The sequence below is a fragment of the Pseudomonas sp. Pseusp88 genome, assembly GCF_047303955.1.
Lineage (GTDB): Bacteria > Pseudomonadota > Gammaproteobacteria > Pseudomonadales > Pseudomonadaceae > Aquipseudomonas.
Map to the genome: position 1 here is coordinate 21,640 of NZ_JBGLYM010000008.1, position 15,990 is coordinate 37,629.

The following is a 15,990-nucleotide window of genomic DNA, read 5'->3' on the forward strand; positions in this document are numbered from 1 at the left end:
GTCGTGGGCGTCATAACCAATGTTCTATCGCCGTTTTGAAAAGCTGATCGACATCTTCCGTGACGCGCCCACCGCCGCGCCCCCCAAGCAAGTCCTGTCCTTCTACATTTACTATCTGCGCCAGGTCTGGCCCAGTTTCGTCGCACTGCTGATCGTCGGCCTGATCGGCGCGCTGATCGAAGTGGCGTTGTTCAGCTACCTGAGCCGCATCATCGACCTGACCCAGGCCACCCCGGCCAAGGATTTTTTCAGCCTGCACGGCAGCGAGCTGATCTGGATGACCGTGGTCGCCCTGCTGCTGCGCCCGATCTTCGTTGGCCTTCATGACCTGCTGGTGCACCAGACCATCAGCCCCGGCATGACCAGCATGATTCGCTGGCAGAACCATAACTACGTGCTCAAGCAGAGCCTGAATTTCTTCCAGAACGACTTCGCCGGGCGCATCGCCCAGCGCATCATGCAGACCGGCAACTCCCTGCGCGACTCCGCTGTGCAGGCGGTGGACGCCCTCTGGCATGTGCTGATCTATGCCATCAGCTCCCTGGTGCTGTTCGCCGAAGCGGACTGGCGCCTGATGATCCCGCTGCTGTGCTGGATCGCCGCCTACATTCTGTCGCTGTGCTACTTCGTGCCACGGGTCAAGGAGCGTTCGGTGGTGTCATCGGATGCCCGCTCCAAGCTCATGGGCCGCATCGTCGACGGCTACACCAATATCACCACGCTCAAGCTGTTTGCCCATACCAACTACGAACAGCAGTACGCCCGTGAAGCCATCAGTGAATCGAACGAAAAGACCCAACTGGCCGGGCGCGTGGTCACGGCCATGGACACCGTGATCACCAGCATGAACGGCCTGCTGATCGTCAGCAGCACGGGCCTGGCCCTGTGGCTGTGGTCGCAGTCGCTGATTTCCGTGGGGGCCATTGCTCTGGCGACGGGCCTGGCGATTCGTATCGTCAACATGTCCGGCTGGATCATGTGGGTGGTCAACGGCATTTTCGAAAATATCGGCATGGTCCAGGACGGCCTGGAGACCATCTCCCAGCCGGTCAGCGTCACCGACCGCCAGACCGCGCCGCGCCTGCTGGTGGACAAGGGCGGGGTGAAATTCGACAACGTCGAATTCCATTATCCGAACAAGTCCGGCAAGGGCGCCAGCGTGATCCAGAAGCTCAATCTGGATATCAAACCGGGTGAGAAGATCGGCCTGATCGGGCCTTCCGGTGCGGGCAAATCCACCTTGGTCAATCTGCTCCTGCGCATGTATGACGTGCAGGGCGGCAGCATCCTGATCGACAACCAGGACATTTCCCACGTCACTCAGGAAAGCCTGCGCGAGCGCATCGGCATGATCACCCAGGACACCTCGCTGCTGCACCGTTCGATCCGCGACAACCTGCTGTATGGCCGCCCCGACGCCAGCGACGCCCAGCTCTGGGATGCCGTGCGCAAGGCCCGGGCCGACGAGTTCATCCCGCTGCTGTCCGACGCCGAAGGCCGTACCGGCTTCGAAGCCCAGGTCGGTGAGCGCGGTGTGAAACTGTCCGGCGGCCAGCGCCAGCGCATCGCCATTGCCCGGGTACTGCTCAAGGACGCGCCGATCCTGATCATGGACGAGGCCACCTCCGCCCTGGATTCGGAAGTGGAAGCGGCGATTCAGGAAAGTCTGGAAACCCTGATGCGAGGCAAGACCGTGATCGCCATCGCCCACCGCCTGTCGACCATCGCCCGCATGGACCGCCTCGTGGTGCTGGAGAACGGCCAGATCGCCGAGATGGGTACCCATGCCGAACTGCTGGCCCATGGCGGGCTCTATGCGCGCTTGTGGCAGCACCAGACGGGTGGGTTTGTCGGGATCGACTGAGCCGTCAAAGCTATTACCCAAATACCGTGAGAGTGAGTTGTAGGGACGAACGTTGTGGGAGCGAATTCATTCGCGAAAGCATTATCTGCGACGATGGATATAGGGCGCGTGTACCGGCCTCTTCGCGAATGAATTCGCTCCCACAGAATCGCTCACACCGTGTTTGGGGTCCCATTGAATCAATGGCTGGGGTCTGCATCACTCTTGCCGATACGGCAACGCCGTCCGTGCATCCTCGGCATACGCCAGCACCCCGACCCGCTCCTGTTCAAGAAACTCGCTGACGGCATTCTTCAGCCCCGGATGGGACAGGTAATGCCACGAGCGGGTAATCACCGGTTCGAAGCCGCGAACCAGCTTGTGCTCGCCCTGGGCGCCAGCGTCGAAGCGCTTGAGGCCCCGGGCGATGGCGAAGTCCATGCCCTGATAAAAACAGGTCTCGAAGTGCAAGCGGTCAAACTCCGCCAGACAGCCCCAGTAGCGTCCGTAGAAACTGTCGCCGCCAATCAGGCTGAAGGCCATGGCCACTGGCCGTGAACCCTGGCGGGCCAGGACCACGCGAATGGCTTCAGGCATACGTTCGGCTATGAGACTGAAGAACTCCCGCGTCAGGTAAGGCGATTGCCCACGGACCTCATAGGTATTTGAATAGCAGGCGTAGACGAAATCCCACAACACCTCGCTGAGCTGATGACCCTCCAACCATTCGAACTCGATTCCCTGCCCCGCCACCTGCTCACGTTCCTTGCGCATCTGCTTGCGCTTGCGCGAGCTGAGCGCATCGAGGAAATCCTGGAAATCCCTATAGTCGCGGTTGCGCCAATGAAACTGGCAGCCATAGCGCTGCATCCAGGCAGGTTCTTCGGCGAGCAGGCTGTCGGCGAAGGCATCGGTGAAATTGACGTGCACACTCGACAGCTGCTCGCGCTCGGCATACTCCGGCAGAACGCTCAGCAGCTCCCGCCCGACCTGTGGCGTCGCCGCGAGAATCCGCGCACCGCCTACCGGGCTGAACGGTACGGCCGCCAGCAGTTTCGGGTAATAAGCGATGCCGGCACGGCGGCAGGCATCGGCCCAGGCATGATCGAACACGTATTCGCCGTATGAATGCCACTTGCGATAGGCCGGCATGGCCGCGATCAAGCGCTCGTCTTCCACCAGCAGCAGATGTTCAGGCCGCCAGCCGGAGCGCGGGCCGAGGCTGCCGCTGTCTTCCAGGGCACTGAGGAAGGCGTGACGCAGGAACGGCTGGTCATCCGGCAGGAGGGCATCCCATTGCGAAGGCGCAATCCTGCTCAGGCTGTCGGTGGTCTGTACGGGCATGCGGGGCTCCCCAGAAGCTGCGGACGTGCCCGCGAGTATCCCTTATTGCCGGTGATTGTTCACGGTCGCCCGGCGCATCTTCATGGAGTTTGTGTCGGCGATGCTCATATAGCCCCTCGAACGGCGGCGTGGAGGTGGCATGTACCTGAATCAGCGACTCGACATCGGACGAGCCCGCACCAGAGAGGCGTTCGTTGAGCCGGACGAAAAACTCCGGGCTTTGGTCATCCCGGATAAACCGCTGGAAATAGACCTGATAGCGCCGGTCCAGCAGCTTGGCCGCGAGCCGTTCGACAAACCGGCCAAGGCAGGGATATTCCCTCAGGGGATGCTCGGGCTCGCCAGGCATATAGACCAGACACGCCTGATTATCGGCATCGACGCGGTCCTGCTGCACCAACAGGACGCCGTGCAACAGGCTGCCGGAAAAGGCATAAGTGTCGAGCATACGCAGTTGCCGATAGCGCACGCCGTGTTCGTCCCAGCGTGGCGTACGCTCGGGCTTGAGCATATCCATCAGCATGGCATGGGCCGCTTCGCCGATATGGGCTTTCATCAGCGCAATATGCGCCAGGGTATCGACTATATCGCGCTCGTAGTTCATGCACGCCCTGGCGATGGGTTGCCCCGGCGCGGTGGATATCGACGGGTTGAAGGCCTGCGACGCCAGCATGCGCAGGGAAAACAGGCTGCATCTATGACTGTCACGCAGGCGTTTACGCAACGGCTCGGGAGCGGCCAGGTACCATTCAGGCAGCGGTTGCTCCAGCCATTGCGCATCGGGCCCGGCCATGCCGAAGAATCTGGCAGCGGGATGGGCTGACGTGCAAAGGGACGGCAGGGACGCGACGACCATCTGCGTGGATGTCTCTGACATAAGGGACCTCGAATACTGGATGAGAAGCATTCAAGGTACTGCCCGGACAGCCCGCAGATGATATAGCCGGTTATCGCCCTATGAGGATTGGATCCATTTATTTCGTAGGAAGCGCCTTCACTCAGCGCTTGCGCAGGATCACGCTACCAATGGAATAACCGGCACCGAACGAGCTGAGCACACCCAACGAGCCTTTTGGCAAGTCATCCTGATAGGTATGGAAGGCAATGACCGAACCGGCTGAACTGGTGTTGGCATAGGTGTCGAGAATCACCGGCGCCTCTTCGACGCTGGCTTCGCGGCCCAGCAGTTTCTTGACGATCAGGTGGTTCATGCTCAGGTTGGCCTGGTGCAGCCAGAAGCGCTGTACGTCGCTGACGTTAAGGCCGGTTTCCTCGATGTGCTTGCCCACCAGCTCCGCGACCATCGGGCAGACTTCGCGGAACACTTTGCGGCCTTCCTGGACAAAGAGCTTGTCCGGCGCGCCGATGCCCTCTTCCGCCGCGCGATTGAGGAAGCCGAAATTATTGCGAATGCTGTTGGAGAAATGAGTCAGCAGCTTGGTGCCAAGGATGTCGAACTGGTAAGGCGAAGTGGCCAGATCGGCACGCTCCACGACAACGGCGGTGGCAGCGTCGCCGAAGATAAAGTGGCTGTCGCGGTCGCGGAAATTCAGGTGGCCGGTGCAGATTTCCGGGCTGATCACCAGTACCGCACGGGCCTGGCCCAGCTGCACGCTGTTGCTGGCGGCCTGAATGCCGAAGGTCGCCGAGGAGCACGCGACGTTCATGTCGAAACCGAAACCCTGAACGCCCAGAGCGGCCTGGATCTCGATGGAAATGGCCGGGTAAGCCCGTTGCAGGTTGGAGCAGGCGACGATCACGCCGTCGATATCGGCGGCGGTCTTGCCCGCGCGTTGCAGCGCTTGTTCGGCAGCGGCGGCGCCCATCTGGCAGAGGATCGACCATTCGTCGTTGGAGCGCTCCGGCAGACGCGGCTTCATGCGCTGTGGATCGAGAATGCCGTCCTTGTCCATGACGAAACGGCTCTTGATACCCGAAGCCTTTTCGATGAACGCAGCGCTGGACTCAGTCAGCGCCTGGACTTCGCCGCTCTCAATGGCGGCGGCGTTTTCGCTGTTGAACTGGGCAACGTAAGTGTTGAAAGACTGCACCAGCTCTTCGTTGGAAATGCTGTTGGCCGGGGTATACAGCCCGGTGCCGCTGATGACGACGTTGTGCACGGTCGTTCCTCTCTTGTTTGATCAATGCAGGTAACGACCTGCCCAGGTACGGCACGTAAAATGGAACATACGTGCCAACACAAAATTCAAGAACCGCGAATGCGCGGTATTTAAGCGGCGAAGTGTGCCATAACGGCGGGGGTTTGGCGCTATCCGGGCGGCTGGAAATCACAGGATCAAGCAGGAAACACAGGGCTGTGTGGGACCGGCTTCAGCCGGGAAGACGATGGAACAAGCGCAGTAGATGCATCGGCAGTGCCAGCCCCTTCCCGGCTAAAGCCGGTCCCACAGCTGTCCTCAGCCCTCGACGACGCTCCACTGCTTGCTCAAGCGCTTGTCGGACACCGGCATTTTCGTCCCCAACTGCTGGGCGAACAGCGACACGCGGTATTCCTCCAGCCACCAGCGATAGGTGGTCAGTTCCGGGTCACGCTTGCCTTCCTGGGCATGTTTACTGGCGCGGGCCTGGTATTGCGCCCACAGGCCGCTCAGTTCGATGCTCCAGACCCGATCCTTCTGCACCTGGCCCGGCAGTTTTTCCAGGCGCAGTTCAACGGCTTTGAGATATCGGGGCAGCTCCTTGAACCACTGCGCCGGGGTCTCACGCACGAAGCCCGGGTAGACCAGATTGCCCAGTTGCGCCTTGATATCGTTGAGGGCCACGGCCTGTTGCAGGTCGATCTTGCCCTTGAAGCGCTTCTGCAGGCCGTGCCAGAGCTTGAGGGTTTCCAGGGTCAGGCGTGCCAGACGCTCGGCGTGCTCGGTCCAGTTGCCACGCTTGCGCTCGGCCAGGGACAGCAGCCCGGCGCCGTCGCGCGGCAGGTTGTCTTCGCCTTCGAGAATGCAGCTGTCGAGGCTGGCCAGGAGAATATCCTCTATCAGCGCATCGACCCGGCCCAGCTCGCGATGGAGCAAGGCCAGCTCGGTCTGGCCGGGCAATTTGCCACGCAGGAACTTGGCCGGCTCGGCAAGCTGTTGCAGCAACAGGCGCTGCAAGGCACGACGATGCTGGTATTCGGCCTCGGCCTGGGTCGAGAAGCGGCCTTCCTTGACCGCGCCGCCCTCTTCCACCAATGCCGGGTACACCGTCATCGACAGCCCGGCAATGTTCTGCTGGGTTTTCTCGGCCACGGCGGCGAAGACCTTGGCTTCCACCGGCTGCTGGCTTTTCGCAGTCTGCGGTACGGCAAGGGCAGCCTGACTCGCTTCAGCGAAGCGCGCGGTCAACTCGTCCAGATCACGCCCTTCGCCGAGGAACTTGCCCTCGCCGTCGACAATTTCCAGATTCATCTTCAGGTGGCTTTCCACCTGCTGCGCCGCCTCGGCCCAGGCTTCGTCGCTGACCCGCGCACCGGTCATGCGCAGCAGTTCCCGGCCCAGGGCCTGGGGCAGCGAGCCTTCGCCGAAGGTGATGCGTTGCAGGGCCGCCTTGATGAAGTCCGGCACCGGCACGAAGTTCTTGCGGATCGCCTTGGGCAGGTTGCGCACCAGGGCAATGCATTTGGTTTCCAGCAGACCCGGCACCAGCCACTCCAGACGCTCGGCGGGCAACGACAAGAGCAACGGCGCCGGCACCCGCAGGGTCACGCCATCGCGGGGATGGTTCGGCTCGAAATGGTAGGTCAGGGCCAGGGACAGCTCACCCAGGCGCAGAGTGTCCGGGTAATGGGCGGCGGTGACTTCGTTGGCCTCACGGGCCAGCACATCTTCCTCGCGCATGATCAGCAGCTGCGGGTCTTTCTGGCTGCCCATCTTGTACCAGCTGTCGAAGGTCGCGGTCTGATGGATCTCGGCAGGGATTCGCGCCTCGTAGAAGGCGTACAGCGTGTCTTCGTCGGCCAGGATGTCGCGACGACGGGCCTTGGCTTCCAGCTCGTCGAGTTGTTCAAGCAGACGGGTATTGGCCGTCAGGCACTTGGCCCGGGACTGGATCTCGCCGCGCACCAAAGCTTCGCGGATAAACAATTCGCGGGACACCACCGGATCGATCGGACCGAAGTGCACCGGACGACGACCTACCACGATCAGGCCGAACAGCGTGATCTGCTCGTAGGCCACGACCTGCCCGCGCTTCTTCTCCCAGTGCGGCTCAAAGTGGTTCTTCTTGATCAGGTGCCCGGCCAGCGGCTCGATCCAGTCGGAATCGATCTTGGCCACCATGCGCGCATAGAGCTTGGTGGTCTCCACCAGTTCAGCCGCCATCAGCCATTGCGGACGCTTCTTGCCCAGGCCCGACGACGGGTGGATCCAGAAGCGCCGTTGACGGGCACCAAGGTAGTCGCCGTCTTCGGTTTTCTGACCGATCTGGCTGAGCAGCCCGGACAACACGGCCTTGTGGAACTTGCCGTAGTCGGCCGGTTCCTTGTTGAGGGTCAGTTGCAGGTCGCGGCAGATGAGGCTCAACTGGCGATGGGAGTCGCGCCATTCACGCAGACGCAAATAGTTGAGGAAGTTCTTGCGACACCAGTTGCGCAGCGGACTGGCGGTGAGGTTCTGCCGCTGTTCTTCAAAACCACGCCATAGATTGACCAGGCCGGCGAAGTCGGAATCGGCGTCCTTCCACTGCGCATGAGCCTGATCGGCGGCCTGCTGGCGCTCCGGCGGGCGCTCGCGCACGTCCTGCACGGACATGGCACTGGCGACGATCAGCACTTCCTGCAGGCTGCCCTGTTTGGCCGCTTCCAGCAGCATGCGACCCATGCGCGGGTCCACCGGCAGGCGCGCCAACTGTCGGCCCAGAGGCGTCAGCTGATTCTCGCGGTTGACCGCCGAGAGCTCCTGCAACAGGTTGAAACCGTCACTGATGGCCTTGCCATCCGGCGGCTCGATAAACGGGAATGCGGTGATCTCCCCCAGGCGCAGGTGCAGCATCTGCAGGATCACCGCTGCCAGGTTGGTACGCAGGATTTCCGGATCGGTAAAGGCCGGGCGACTGTTGAAGTCTTCCTCGCTGTACAGACGCACGCACAGACCCGGCTCGACCCGACCGCAACGGCCCTTGCGCTGGTTGGCGCTGGCCTGGGAAATCGCCTCGATGGGCAGGCGCTGGACCTTGGCCCGGTAGCTGTAGCGACTGATCCGCGCAGTACCGGTGTCGATCACATAACGAATGCCCGGCACCGTCAGGGAGGTTTCCGCGACGTTGGTTGCGAGAACGACTCGACGCCCCGGATGGGACTGGAAAATCCGCTGCTGCTCGGCCGGCGACAGGCGCGCGTACAGCGGCAGGATCTCGGTGTGCTTGAGCTGAGCCTTGCGCAGCAGCTCTGCCGCGTCACGGATTTCCCGCTCGCCGGGGAGGAACACCAGCACATCGCCGGGGCTCTTGCGTTCGCTGCGTTCGAAGGCGGCCAGTTCGTCGAGGGTGGCGAGAATCGCCTGATCCACGGTCAGATCGTCCTCGACACTGTTGCCCTCCTCGTCCTGCTCACTGGTCAGGGGCCGGTACCAGGTATCCACCGGGAAGGTACGCCCGGACACTTCGATGATCGGTGCCTTGTCAAAGTGCTCGGAGAAGCGCTCCAGGTCGATGGTCGCCGAGGTGATGATCACCTTCAGGTCCGGGCGCCGCGGCAGCAGGGTCTTCAGATAGCCAAGCAGGAAGTCGATGTTCAGGCTGCGTTCGTGGGCTTCGTCGACAATGATGGTGTCGTAGCGCTCGAGAAAACGGTCGTGCTGGGTTTCCGCCAGCAGGATGCCGTCGGTCATCAGCTTGATCAGGGTATTGCTGTCGCTCTGATCCTCAAAGCGCACCTGATAGCCGACCAGCGCGCCCAACGGCGTGCCCAGTTCCTCGGCAACCCGGCTGGCAACGCTGCGCGCGGCAATCCGCCGGGGCTGGGTATGGCCGATAAGACCATGCTGGCCGCGACCGATTTCCAGGCAGATCTTCGGCAACTGGGTGGTCTTGCCCGAGCCCGTCTCGCCGGCAATGATCAACACCTGATGCTTGAGCAGCGCCGCCTTGATCTCATCGCGCTTGGCGGCGATGGGCAGGTTGTCGTCATAGCGAATCACCGGCAGGCTGGCCCGCCGCGCCGTGACCTGGGCGCACGAAGCCTGCACCCGCTCCACCCACTGAGCCAGACGAACTTCGTCGGGCTTCTTGCGCAGATCGTGCAACTGGCGACGCAGACGATGCCGCTCGCTGATCATCGCGTGGTCGAGGTTTTTCAGGAGTTGGTCGATAGAGGGCGATTCGTCGGTCATCTGGCGCGCAGGGTCTTCTTGGAATGCAAAGGCGGGGATTGTCGCAGATTGGGGCGGGTCGTGACGACTGTGTATCAACAGAGCCAAGAGGGAGCCCAAACCAATGTGGGAGCGAATTCATTCGCGAAGACAGCGTTACAGACGATGAAGATATATCGAATGTACCACCGCCTTCGCGAATGACTTCGCTCCCACAGTTCGATCTCACAGAATTCATGCTCAGCAACCCGGCCCAATATAAATGGCTGGGAGCCAGCAGGCGTTACTTCTTCAAACCCAGCTTCTTCAACTCTTCATCGCGCAACTCGCGGCGCAGGATCTTGCCGACGTTGGTGGTCGGCAGGGAGTCGCGGAACTCGATGCTGCGCGGCACTTTGTAAGCGGTGAGGTTGGCGCGCATGTGGTCCTTGACCTGGTCCTTGGTCAGGGTCAGGCCCGGCTTGACCACCACGAACACCTTGATCGCTTCACCCGACTTCTCGTCCGGCACGCCGATGGCCGCGCATTGCAGCACGCCCGGCAAGGTGGCGAGAACGTCTTCCAGTTCGTTGGGGTACACGTTGAAGCCGGAGATCAGAATCATGTCTTTCTTGCGATCGACAATGCGCATGAAGCCATCGGGCTGGATCAGCGCGATATCACCGGTCTTGAGCCAGCCATCGGCATCGAGGATCTCGGCAGTGGCGTCCGGACGCTGCCAGTAGCCTTTCATCACTTGCGGGCCCTTGATGCACAACTCGCCGATTTCTCCCAGGGCCAGTTCATTGCCAGCGTCATCGATCACCTTGCACAGGGTCGACGGCACCGGAATGCCGATGGTACCCATCTGGTTGGTTTCCATCGGGTTGACCGTGGCTACCGGGCTGGTTTCGGTCATGCCGTAGCCTTCGCAGATGCCGCAGCCGGTGACCTGCTTCCAGCGCTCGGCCGCCGCCTGCTGCAGGGCCATACCGCCCGACAGGGTGACTTTCAGGGCCGAGAAATCGAGGTTGCGGAAGTTGGCGTCATTGCACAGGGCAACGAACAGGGTGTTGAGGCCGACGAAGCCGCTGAACTTCCACTTTGACAACTCCTTGACCATGGAAGGCAGGTCGCGGGGGTTGCTGATGAGGATGTTGTGGTTGCCCATCAGCATCATCGACATGCAGTGAAAGGTGAAGGCGTAGATGTGGTACAGCGGCAGCGGCGTGATCAGGATTTCACAACCGTCATGCAGGTTGGAGCCCATCAGCGCCTTGCTTTGCAGCATGTTGGCCAGCAGGTTGCGGTGAGTCAGCATCGCCCCTTTGGCAACGCCCGTGGTGCCGCCGGTGTATTGCAGGACAGCGACGTCGCTGCTGGCCGGATTGGCTTCCTTGACGGCCTTGCCACGGCCCTTGGCCAGTACGTCATTGAACTTGATGGCCTGAGGCAGGTGATAGGCCGGGACCATTTTCTTCACGTACTTGATGACGCTGTTGATCAGCAGGCGCTTGAGCGGCGGCAGCAGGTCGGCGACTTCAGTGACGATGACATGCTTGACCTGGGTCTTGGGCACCACCTTCTCGGCAAGATGCGCCATGTTCGCCAGACAGACCAGGGCCTTGGCCCCGGAATCGTTGAACTGGTGTTCCATTTCCCGCGCGGTGTACAGCGGGTTGGTATTGACTACAATCAGCCCGGCACGAATGGCACCGAATACCGCGACCGGATATTGCAGAACGTTGGGCAACTGCACGGCAATGCGGTCGCCGGGTTGCAGGTCGGTGTGTTGCTGCAGCCAGGCGGCGAAAGCGCCCGACAGCTCGTACATTTCACCGTAGGTGAGGGTCTTGCCGAGATTGCTGAAGGCCGGCTTGCTCGCGAAACGCTCGCAAGACAATTTCAACACCGACTGAATGTTTGGGTACTCGTCAGGGTTGATCTCGGCAGCGATACCGGACGGGTACTTGTCCTTCCAGAAATTTCCGATCATGGAAGCCGACTCCTCAGCGACAGCGAATTCTTCACACTGCTGGATGCAGTGATTTTTTTGTGTTTTTGGAATTGCTTTTTGCAGAGAGACCGGTCAAAAAGCGGGCCGAGAGTAGCAGCTTTGCCACGGGTCGCATAGAGCCAAAATCGGCCTGTATAGTTATAAAATGACTGTTAAATATTATCAGGTCACTTTTAGAGCAAAGATTCTATTTACCGATTTACAAGGCCTTATGCGAGCAAGGCTTGCCCGTGAAAACGTTGGTACATGCGACAGACCTGCTGAGGCTAAACCATTGCTTTCGCGGGCGAGCCTCGCTCCCACAGAACAAAGCGACCCTTACTATTTATGCAATATCGCGCAACTCCCGCCGCAGGATCTTGCCCACCGGCGTCATTGGCAATGACTCACGCAACACGATGTGCTTGGGCACCTTGTAGGCTGTGAAGTTGTCCTTGCAGTAGGCCTTGAGCTCATCAACGCTGACCCCCGCCGCCCGTGGCACCACGAACAGCTTCACCGCTTCCCCGGACCGCTCGTCCGGCACGCCGATGGCGGCGCAACTGGCTACGCACGGGTGAGCCATGACCACGTCCTCGATCTCGTTGGGGTAGACGTTGAAACCGGAGACGATGATCAGGTCCTTCTTGCGGTCGACGATGCGGACAAAGCCGTCGGCATCGATCACGGCGATATCGCCGGTCTTCAGCCAACCTTCGCCATCCAGGGCTTCGGCGGAAGCGTCCGGACGCTGCCAGTAGCCCAACATCACCTGCGGCCCCTTGATGCACAGCTCGCCGCGCTCGCCCAGAGGCTGCTCGATACCCTCGTCATCGACCACTTTCATCGACGTGCCCGGCACGGGCATGCCCACCGTACCCAGGCGCGCCTTGTCGCCATAGGGGTTGGTGCTGGCAACTGGCGAGGTTTCGGTCAGGCCATAACCTTCCACCACCCGGCAGCCGGTGATTTCTTCCCAGCGCTCGGCCGTGGCCTTGACCAGGGCCGTGCCGCCGGAGTTGGTCACTTTGAGGCTGGAGAAATCCAGGGTCTTGAAGTCGGGGTGATTCATCAGCGCGACGAACAGGGTGTTGAGCCCGATCATGGCCGAGAAACGCCACTTTTTCAGCTCCTTGATAAAGCCCCCGATATCTCGCGGATTGGTAATCAGGATGTTGTGATTGCCACTGACCATCATGCACATGCAGTTCGCGGTGAAGGCATAGATATGGTAGAGCGGCAGCGGCGCCACCATGATTTCCTTGCCCTCCTGGAACATCGCTGCGCCATCCGGGCCGTGTTGCAGCATGCAGGCGTAGACCTGCTGCATATTGGCTACCAGGTTGCCATGGCTGAGCATGGCGCCCTTGGCCAGGCCGGTGGTGCCGCCGGTGTATTGCAACACGGCGATGTCGCCAAGGCTGGCCGGGACCGGCTTGTGCTGCTGTTGGCTGCCCAGGTGCAGGGCGCGCTTGAAACCTATGGCCTGGGGCAGGTCATAGTCCGGCACCATCTTCTTGACCTTGTCGACCACGGTATTGATCAGCCAGCCCTTGGCGGCGGACTGCATGTCACCCATTTTAACTTCGATCAGATACTGAATCTCGGTGTCAGGCAGCACTTCCTGGACCAGCTTGCCGAACAGGTTAAGGTAGACCAGAGCGCGGGCACCGGAATCCTTGAACTGATGGCGCATTTCACGAGCGGTGTACAGCGGATTGGTGTTGACCACGATCAGCCCCGCGCGCATGGCACCGAACACGGCAATCGGGTATTGCAGCAGGTTGGGCATCTGCACGGCAATGCGATCGCCCGGCTTGAGCTCAGTGTGTTGCTGCAAATAACTGGCAAACGCAGCGGACTGACGTTCCAGTTCGGCATAGGTCAGGGTCACGCCCATATTGCTGAAGGCGGGCCGGTCAGCGAACCTCTTGCACGAACGCTCGAACACTTCGATAACGGATTTGTAAGCCTGTAGATCCAGCTCAGGGAGTACACCAGCGGGGCGTTTGTCATTCCAGAAATCAGGTTGCATTGTTTTTGTCCTCTTACCTGAGAGTATCTGGCCCGCTAAAGCGGGTCTTGCCCGACGTTAGCAGGGAACACAGGGAAGGCAAATAGCAGGCATAGTGTCATCAGCGGCGTGAATCTAGAGCCTGTGGGGAAAGTCGGCGAGCGAAGTTCAGGCAAGGCAAAAACAGACAAGCAAGCGGAATTTGTCCACAAAGAGTGGCGGCTGTTGGAGCGGGGCTCGCCCGTGAAATGGTCGTGATAGCTGAAACATTTTGCGGCTAAAAACTGCTTTCGCGGGTCAGCCTCGCTCCAACGCAGGGAATCTGACTCGGTTGCAGCTGCCCACCCGCTCTACACTTGTCATACACGCCACCTCCGGCACTGGGACGTCTACATGAAACACGAAGTTTTCTGGCTCGATACAAGTGATCACAGCCGCCTGTTCGTCAATGCCTGGCTGCCCGATCTCCCCTCCCGTGCCGTGGTCATGCTGTCCCATGGCATGGCCGAACACAGCGGCCGTTATGCCCGGCTCGGCGCGGCGCTCTGTGCTGCCGGTATTGCGTTGTATGCCCACGACCAGCGCGGCCACGGCAAGACCGCCGCACAGGGCGTGCTCGGGCATTTCGCCCACGAGAACGGCTGGAGCAAGGTGGTGGACGACCTGGCCAGCCTGAGCCAGTCAATCAGCCAAAAGCATCCGGACCTGCCGATATTCCTGCTGGGCCACAGCATGGGGAGCTATATCGCCCAGGCCTATGTGATGTACCACGGCGCCAGTTTGCAGGGCGCGATTCTCAGCGGCTCCAACTATCAGCCGGTCTCGCTGTACCGCAGCGCCCGGCAGATTGCCCGCCTGGAACGCTGGCGCCAAGGGCCGACCGGGCGCAGTGCGCTGATCGAATGGCTGTCGTTTGGTAACTTCAACAAGGCCTTCAAGCCCGCCCGCACGCGTTTCGACTGGCTCAGCCGCGATCCCCGGGAGGTCGATCTGTATATCAGCGACCCGCTGTGCGGCTTTCGTTGCACCAATCAGTTCTGGATCGATCTGCTCGGCGGCTTGCAACAGATCAGCAAGCCCGCCAACCTCAAACAGATAGATGGCAGCCTGCCTTTACTGATCATTGGCGGCGAATGTGATCCGGTGAGCCAAGGCAAGCGTCTCAAGGATCTTGCCGATGCACTGGGCGAGGCAGGTCATCAATCCGTACAGCTGAAGATCTACCCGCAGGCACGGCATGAGCTGTTCAATGAGAGCAATCGCGACGAGGTCACCCGCGATGTCATCGACTGGCTCGATCACACGCTGGAACAACCCAGGCCACGTCGGTCAGAATAGTCATATGTAGTTACACAATTCCCTTATTCAGGATCACCCATGACCGAAGTCACCAACACGCCGTACGAAGCCCTGGAAGTCGGCCAGACCGCCAGCTTCAGCAAAACCGTCGAAGAGCGCGATATCCAGTTGTTCGCCGCCATGTCCGGCGACCACAACCCGGTTCACCTGGACGCCGAATATGCCTCCAAGACCATGTTCAAGGAGCGCATTGCCCACGGCATGTTCAGTGGCGCCCTGATCAGTGCGGCAGTGGCTTGTGAGTTGCCTGGCCCGGGCACCATCTACATCGGTCAACAGATGAGCTTCCAGAAACCGGTGAAACTGGGCGATACCCTGACCGTACGCCTGGAAATCCTGGAAAAACTGCCGAAATTCCGCGTACGCATTGCCACCCGCGTGTTCAACCAGAACGATGAATTGGTAGTCGATGGCGAAGCCGAGATTCTTGCACCGCGCAAGCAGCAGACTGTGACCCTGACAACGCTGCCTGCTATCAGCATTGGCTGAATCTGCCCAAACCTGTGGGAGCGTGGCTTGCCCGCGAATAACGATAACGCGGTGCACCAGGAAAATTGAGATGATGCTTTCGCGGGCAAGCCTCGCTCCCACAGTAAGCACCTGAATTTCAGGCAAAAAAAAGGGCGACCGAAGTCGCCCAAAATGCCTTGCGTGCTCTTGTTTTAGAAAGACTCAATCCGGCTTGCGCTTGTGCGAGTCCTTCCAGATGAAAATGCCCAGGCCTGCGAAAAACAGCACCATCAGGCCGACGGTAACAACTCCGGCGACAACCACATTGTCGAGAAACATAACTGCGCCTCCTTCCCTGTCCGTACGTTCGATGGAGCAAGATTACCCAGCGACGCGCCGAAGGAAATTGACCCACGTCAATAGCGCCACGGACTCGGGCTACGAGCGCATGGCGAACTGACGTGGGTCAACAGAAATGGGGTAAAGACAGAGGTTTCAGCGTTTTTTAGGCTTGTTTTTCGGCTTTTTCTTGCCTTTCATCGGCATGGCTTGCTCGAAGGCGTTGCGCACCTCGTTCAAGCGCTTGTCGTTCAGATCGTGCACCCGCTTGGCACGCTCGGCACTCAGGTCGATCAGTTTCTCGTCTTCGCTCATGGCTTACAGTTCTCGAACAGCGGGACCAGAGGTAATAATGCGC

At 60.4% G+C, this 15,990-nt stretch carries 11 protein-coding genes; 3 read left to right on the forward strand and 8 right to left on the reverse strand.

From position 1 onward, the window contains the following. The first annotated feature begins 19 nt into the window (after window positions 1-19). Complete coding sequence (locus tag ACCD02_RS12745; protein WP_413301950.1) at window positions 20-1,864, forward strand: ABC transporter ATP-binding protein; 1,845 nt, start codon at window positions 20-22, stop codon at window positions 1,862-1,864. A gap of 198 nt (window positions 1,865-2,062) precedes the next feature. Here the strand turns inward: ACCD02_RS12745 and ACCD02_RS12750 are convergent, their stop codons facing one another. The 6 genes from ACCD02_RS12750 to fadD2 form a co-directional block, all read right to left on the reverse strand. Beyond that, complete coding sequence (locus ACCD02_RS12750) at window positions 2,063-3,187, reverse strand: GNAT family N-acetyltransferase (protein WP_413301953.1); 1,125 nt, start codon at window positions 3,185-3,187, stop codon at window positions 2,063-2,065. Continuing rightward, entirely contained in the window at window positions 3,117-4,064 is a 948-nt protein-coding gene (locus ACCD02_RS12755; RefSeq protein WP_413301956.1) for a dermonecrotic toxin domain-containing protein, read from the reverse strand. Before ACCD02_RS12755 ends, ACCD02_RS12750 begins: the two co-directional genes overlap by 71 nt. Before the next feature lie 121 nt (window positions 4,065-4,185). Continuing rightward, complete coding sequence (locus ACCD02_RS12760; RefSeq protein WP_413301959.1) at window positions 4,186-5,307, reverse strand: beta-ketoacyl-ACP synthase III; 1,122 nt, start codon at window positions 5,305-5,307, stop codon at window positions 4,186-4,188. A gap of 297 nt (window positions 5,308-5,604) precedes the next feature. After that, complete coding sequence (gene hrpA, locus ACCD02_RS12765; RefSeq protein ID WP_413301961.1) at window positions 5,605-9,516, reverse strand: ATP-dependent RNA helicase HrpA; 3,912 nt, start codon at window positions 9,514-9,516, stop codon at window positions 5,605-5,607. 262 nt (window positions 9,517-9,778) lie between these two features. Then, window positions 9,779-11,470: a long-chain-fatty-acid--CoA ligase FadD1 gene (gene fadD1, locus ACCD02_RS12770; RefSeq protein WP_413301963.1), complete on the reverse strand. Its 1,692-nt coding sequence runs from the start codon at window positions 11,468-11,470 to the stop codon at window positions 9,779-9,781. A gap of 346 nt (window positions 11,471-11,816) precedes the next feature. Further along, window positions 11,817-13,505 carry a long-chain-fatty-acid--CoA ligase FadD2 gene (gene fadD2, locus ACCD02_RS12775; protein ID WP_413301966.1) on the reverse strand — a complete coding sequence of 563 codons (1,689 nt, stop codon included), beginning with the start codon at window positions 13,503-13,505 and terminating at the stop codon, window positions 11,817-11,819. 372 nt (window positions 13,506-13,877) lie between these two features. On the opposite strand from fadD2, the gene ACCD02_RS12780 reads away from it, so the two are divergent. Beyond that, on the forward strand, window positions 13,878-14,822 hold the full coding sequence (locus ACCD02_RS12780; RefSeq protein ID WP_413301969.1) for an alpha/beta hydrolase: 945 nt from the start codon (window positions 13,878-13,880) through the stop codon (window positions 14,820-14,822). 39 nt (window positions 14,823-14,861) lie between these two features. Further along, a complete protein-coding gene (locus ACCD02_RS12785; RefSeq protein WP_413301970.1) occupies window positions 14,862-15,332 on the forward strand; it encodes a MaoC family dehydratase in 471 nt (156 codons plus the stop codon). Window positions 15,333-15,515: 183 nt separating this feature from the next. Here ACCD02_RS12785 and ccoM read toward each other — a convergent pair whose 3' ends face one another. Beyond that, window positions 15,516-15,632, reverse strand: coding sequence for a cytochrome c oxidase subunit CcoM (gene ccoM, locus ACCD02_RS12790; protein WP_413301973.1), 117 nt, complete (start codon window positions 15,630-15,632; stop codon window positions 15,516-15,518). 156 nt (window positions 15,633-15,788) lie between these two features. Next, window positions 15,789-15,947, reverse strand: a complete 159-nt coding sequence (locus ACCD02_RS12795; protein ID WP_259099029.1) for a hypothetical protein — start codon at window positions 15,945-15,947, stop codon at window positions 15,789-15,791. Window positions 15,948-15,990 lie beyond the last annotated feature (43 nt).

Bases quoted from the DNA above. Each gene is read 5' to 3' on its own strand.
- hrpA (WP_413301961.1), bottom strand. From the start codon at position 9,516: ATGACCGACGAATCGCCCTCTATCGACCAACTCCTGAAAAACCTCGAC.
- ACCD02_RS12750 (WP_413301953.1), bottom strand. From the start codon at position 3,187: ATGCCCGTACAGACCACCGACAGCCTGAGCAGGATTGCGCCTTCGCAA.
- ACCD02_RS12755 (WP_413301956.1), bottom strand. From the start codon at position 4,064: ATGTCAGAGACATCCACGCAGATGGTCGTCGCGTCCCTGCCGTCCCTT.
- ACCD02_RS12780 (WP_413301969.1), top strand. From the start codon at position 13,878: ATGAAACACGAAGTTTTCTGGCTCGATACAAGTGATCACAGCCGCCTG.
- ACCD02_RS12795 (WP_259099029.1), bottom strand. From the start codon at position 15,947: ATGAGCGAAGACGAGAAACTGATCGACCTGAGTGCCGAGCGTGCCAAG.
- fadD1 (WP_413301963.1), bottom strand. From the start codon at position 11,470: ATGATCGGAAATTTCTGGAAGGACAAGTACCCGTCCGGTATCGCTGCC.
- fadD2 (WP_413301966.1), bottom strand. From the start codon at position 13,505: ATGCAACCTGATTTCTGGAATGACAAACGCCCCGCTGGTGTACTCCCT.
- ACCD02_RS12745 (WP_413301950.1), top strand. From the start codon at position 20: ATGTTCTATCGCCGTTTTGAAAAGCTGATCGACATCTTCCGTGACGCG.
- ACCD02_RS12785 (WP_413301970.1), top strand. From the start codon at position 14,862: ATGACCGAAGTCACCAACACGCCGTACGAAGCCCTGGAAGTCGGCCAG.
- ccoM (WP_413301973.1), bottom strand. From the start codon at position 15,632: ATGTTTCTCGACAATGTGGTTGTCGCCGGAGTTGTTACCGTCGGCCTG.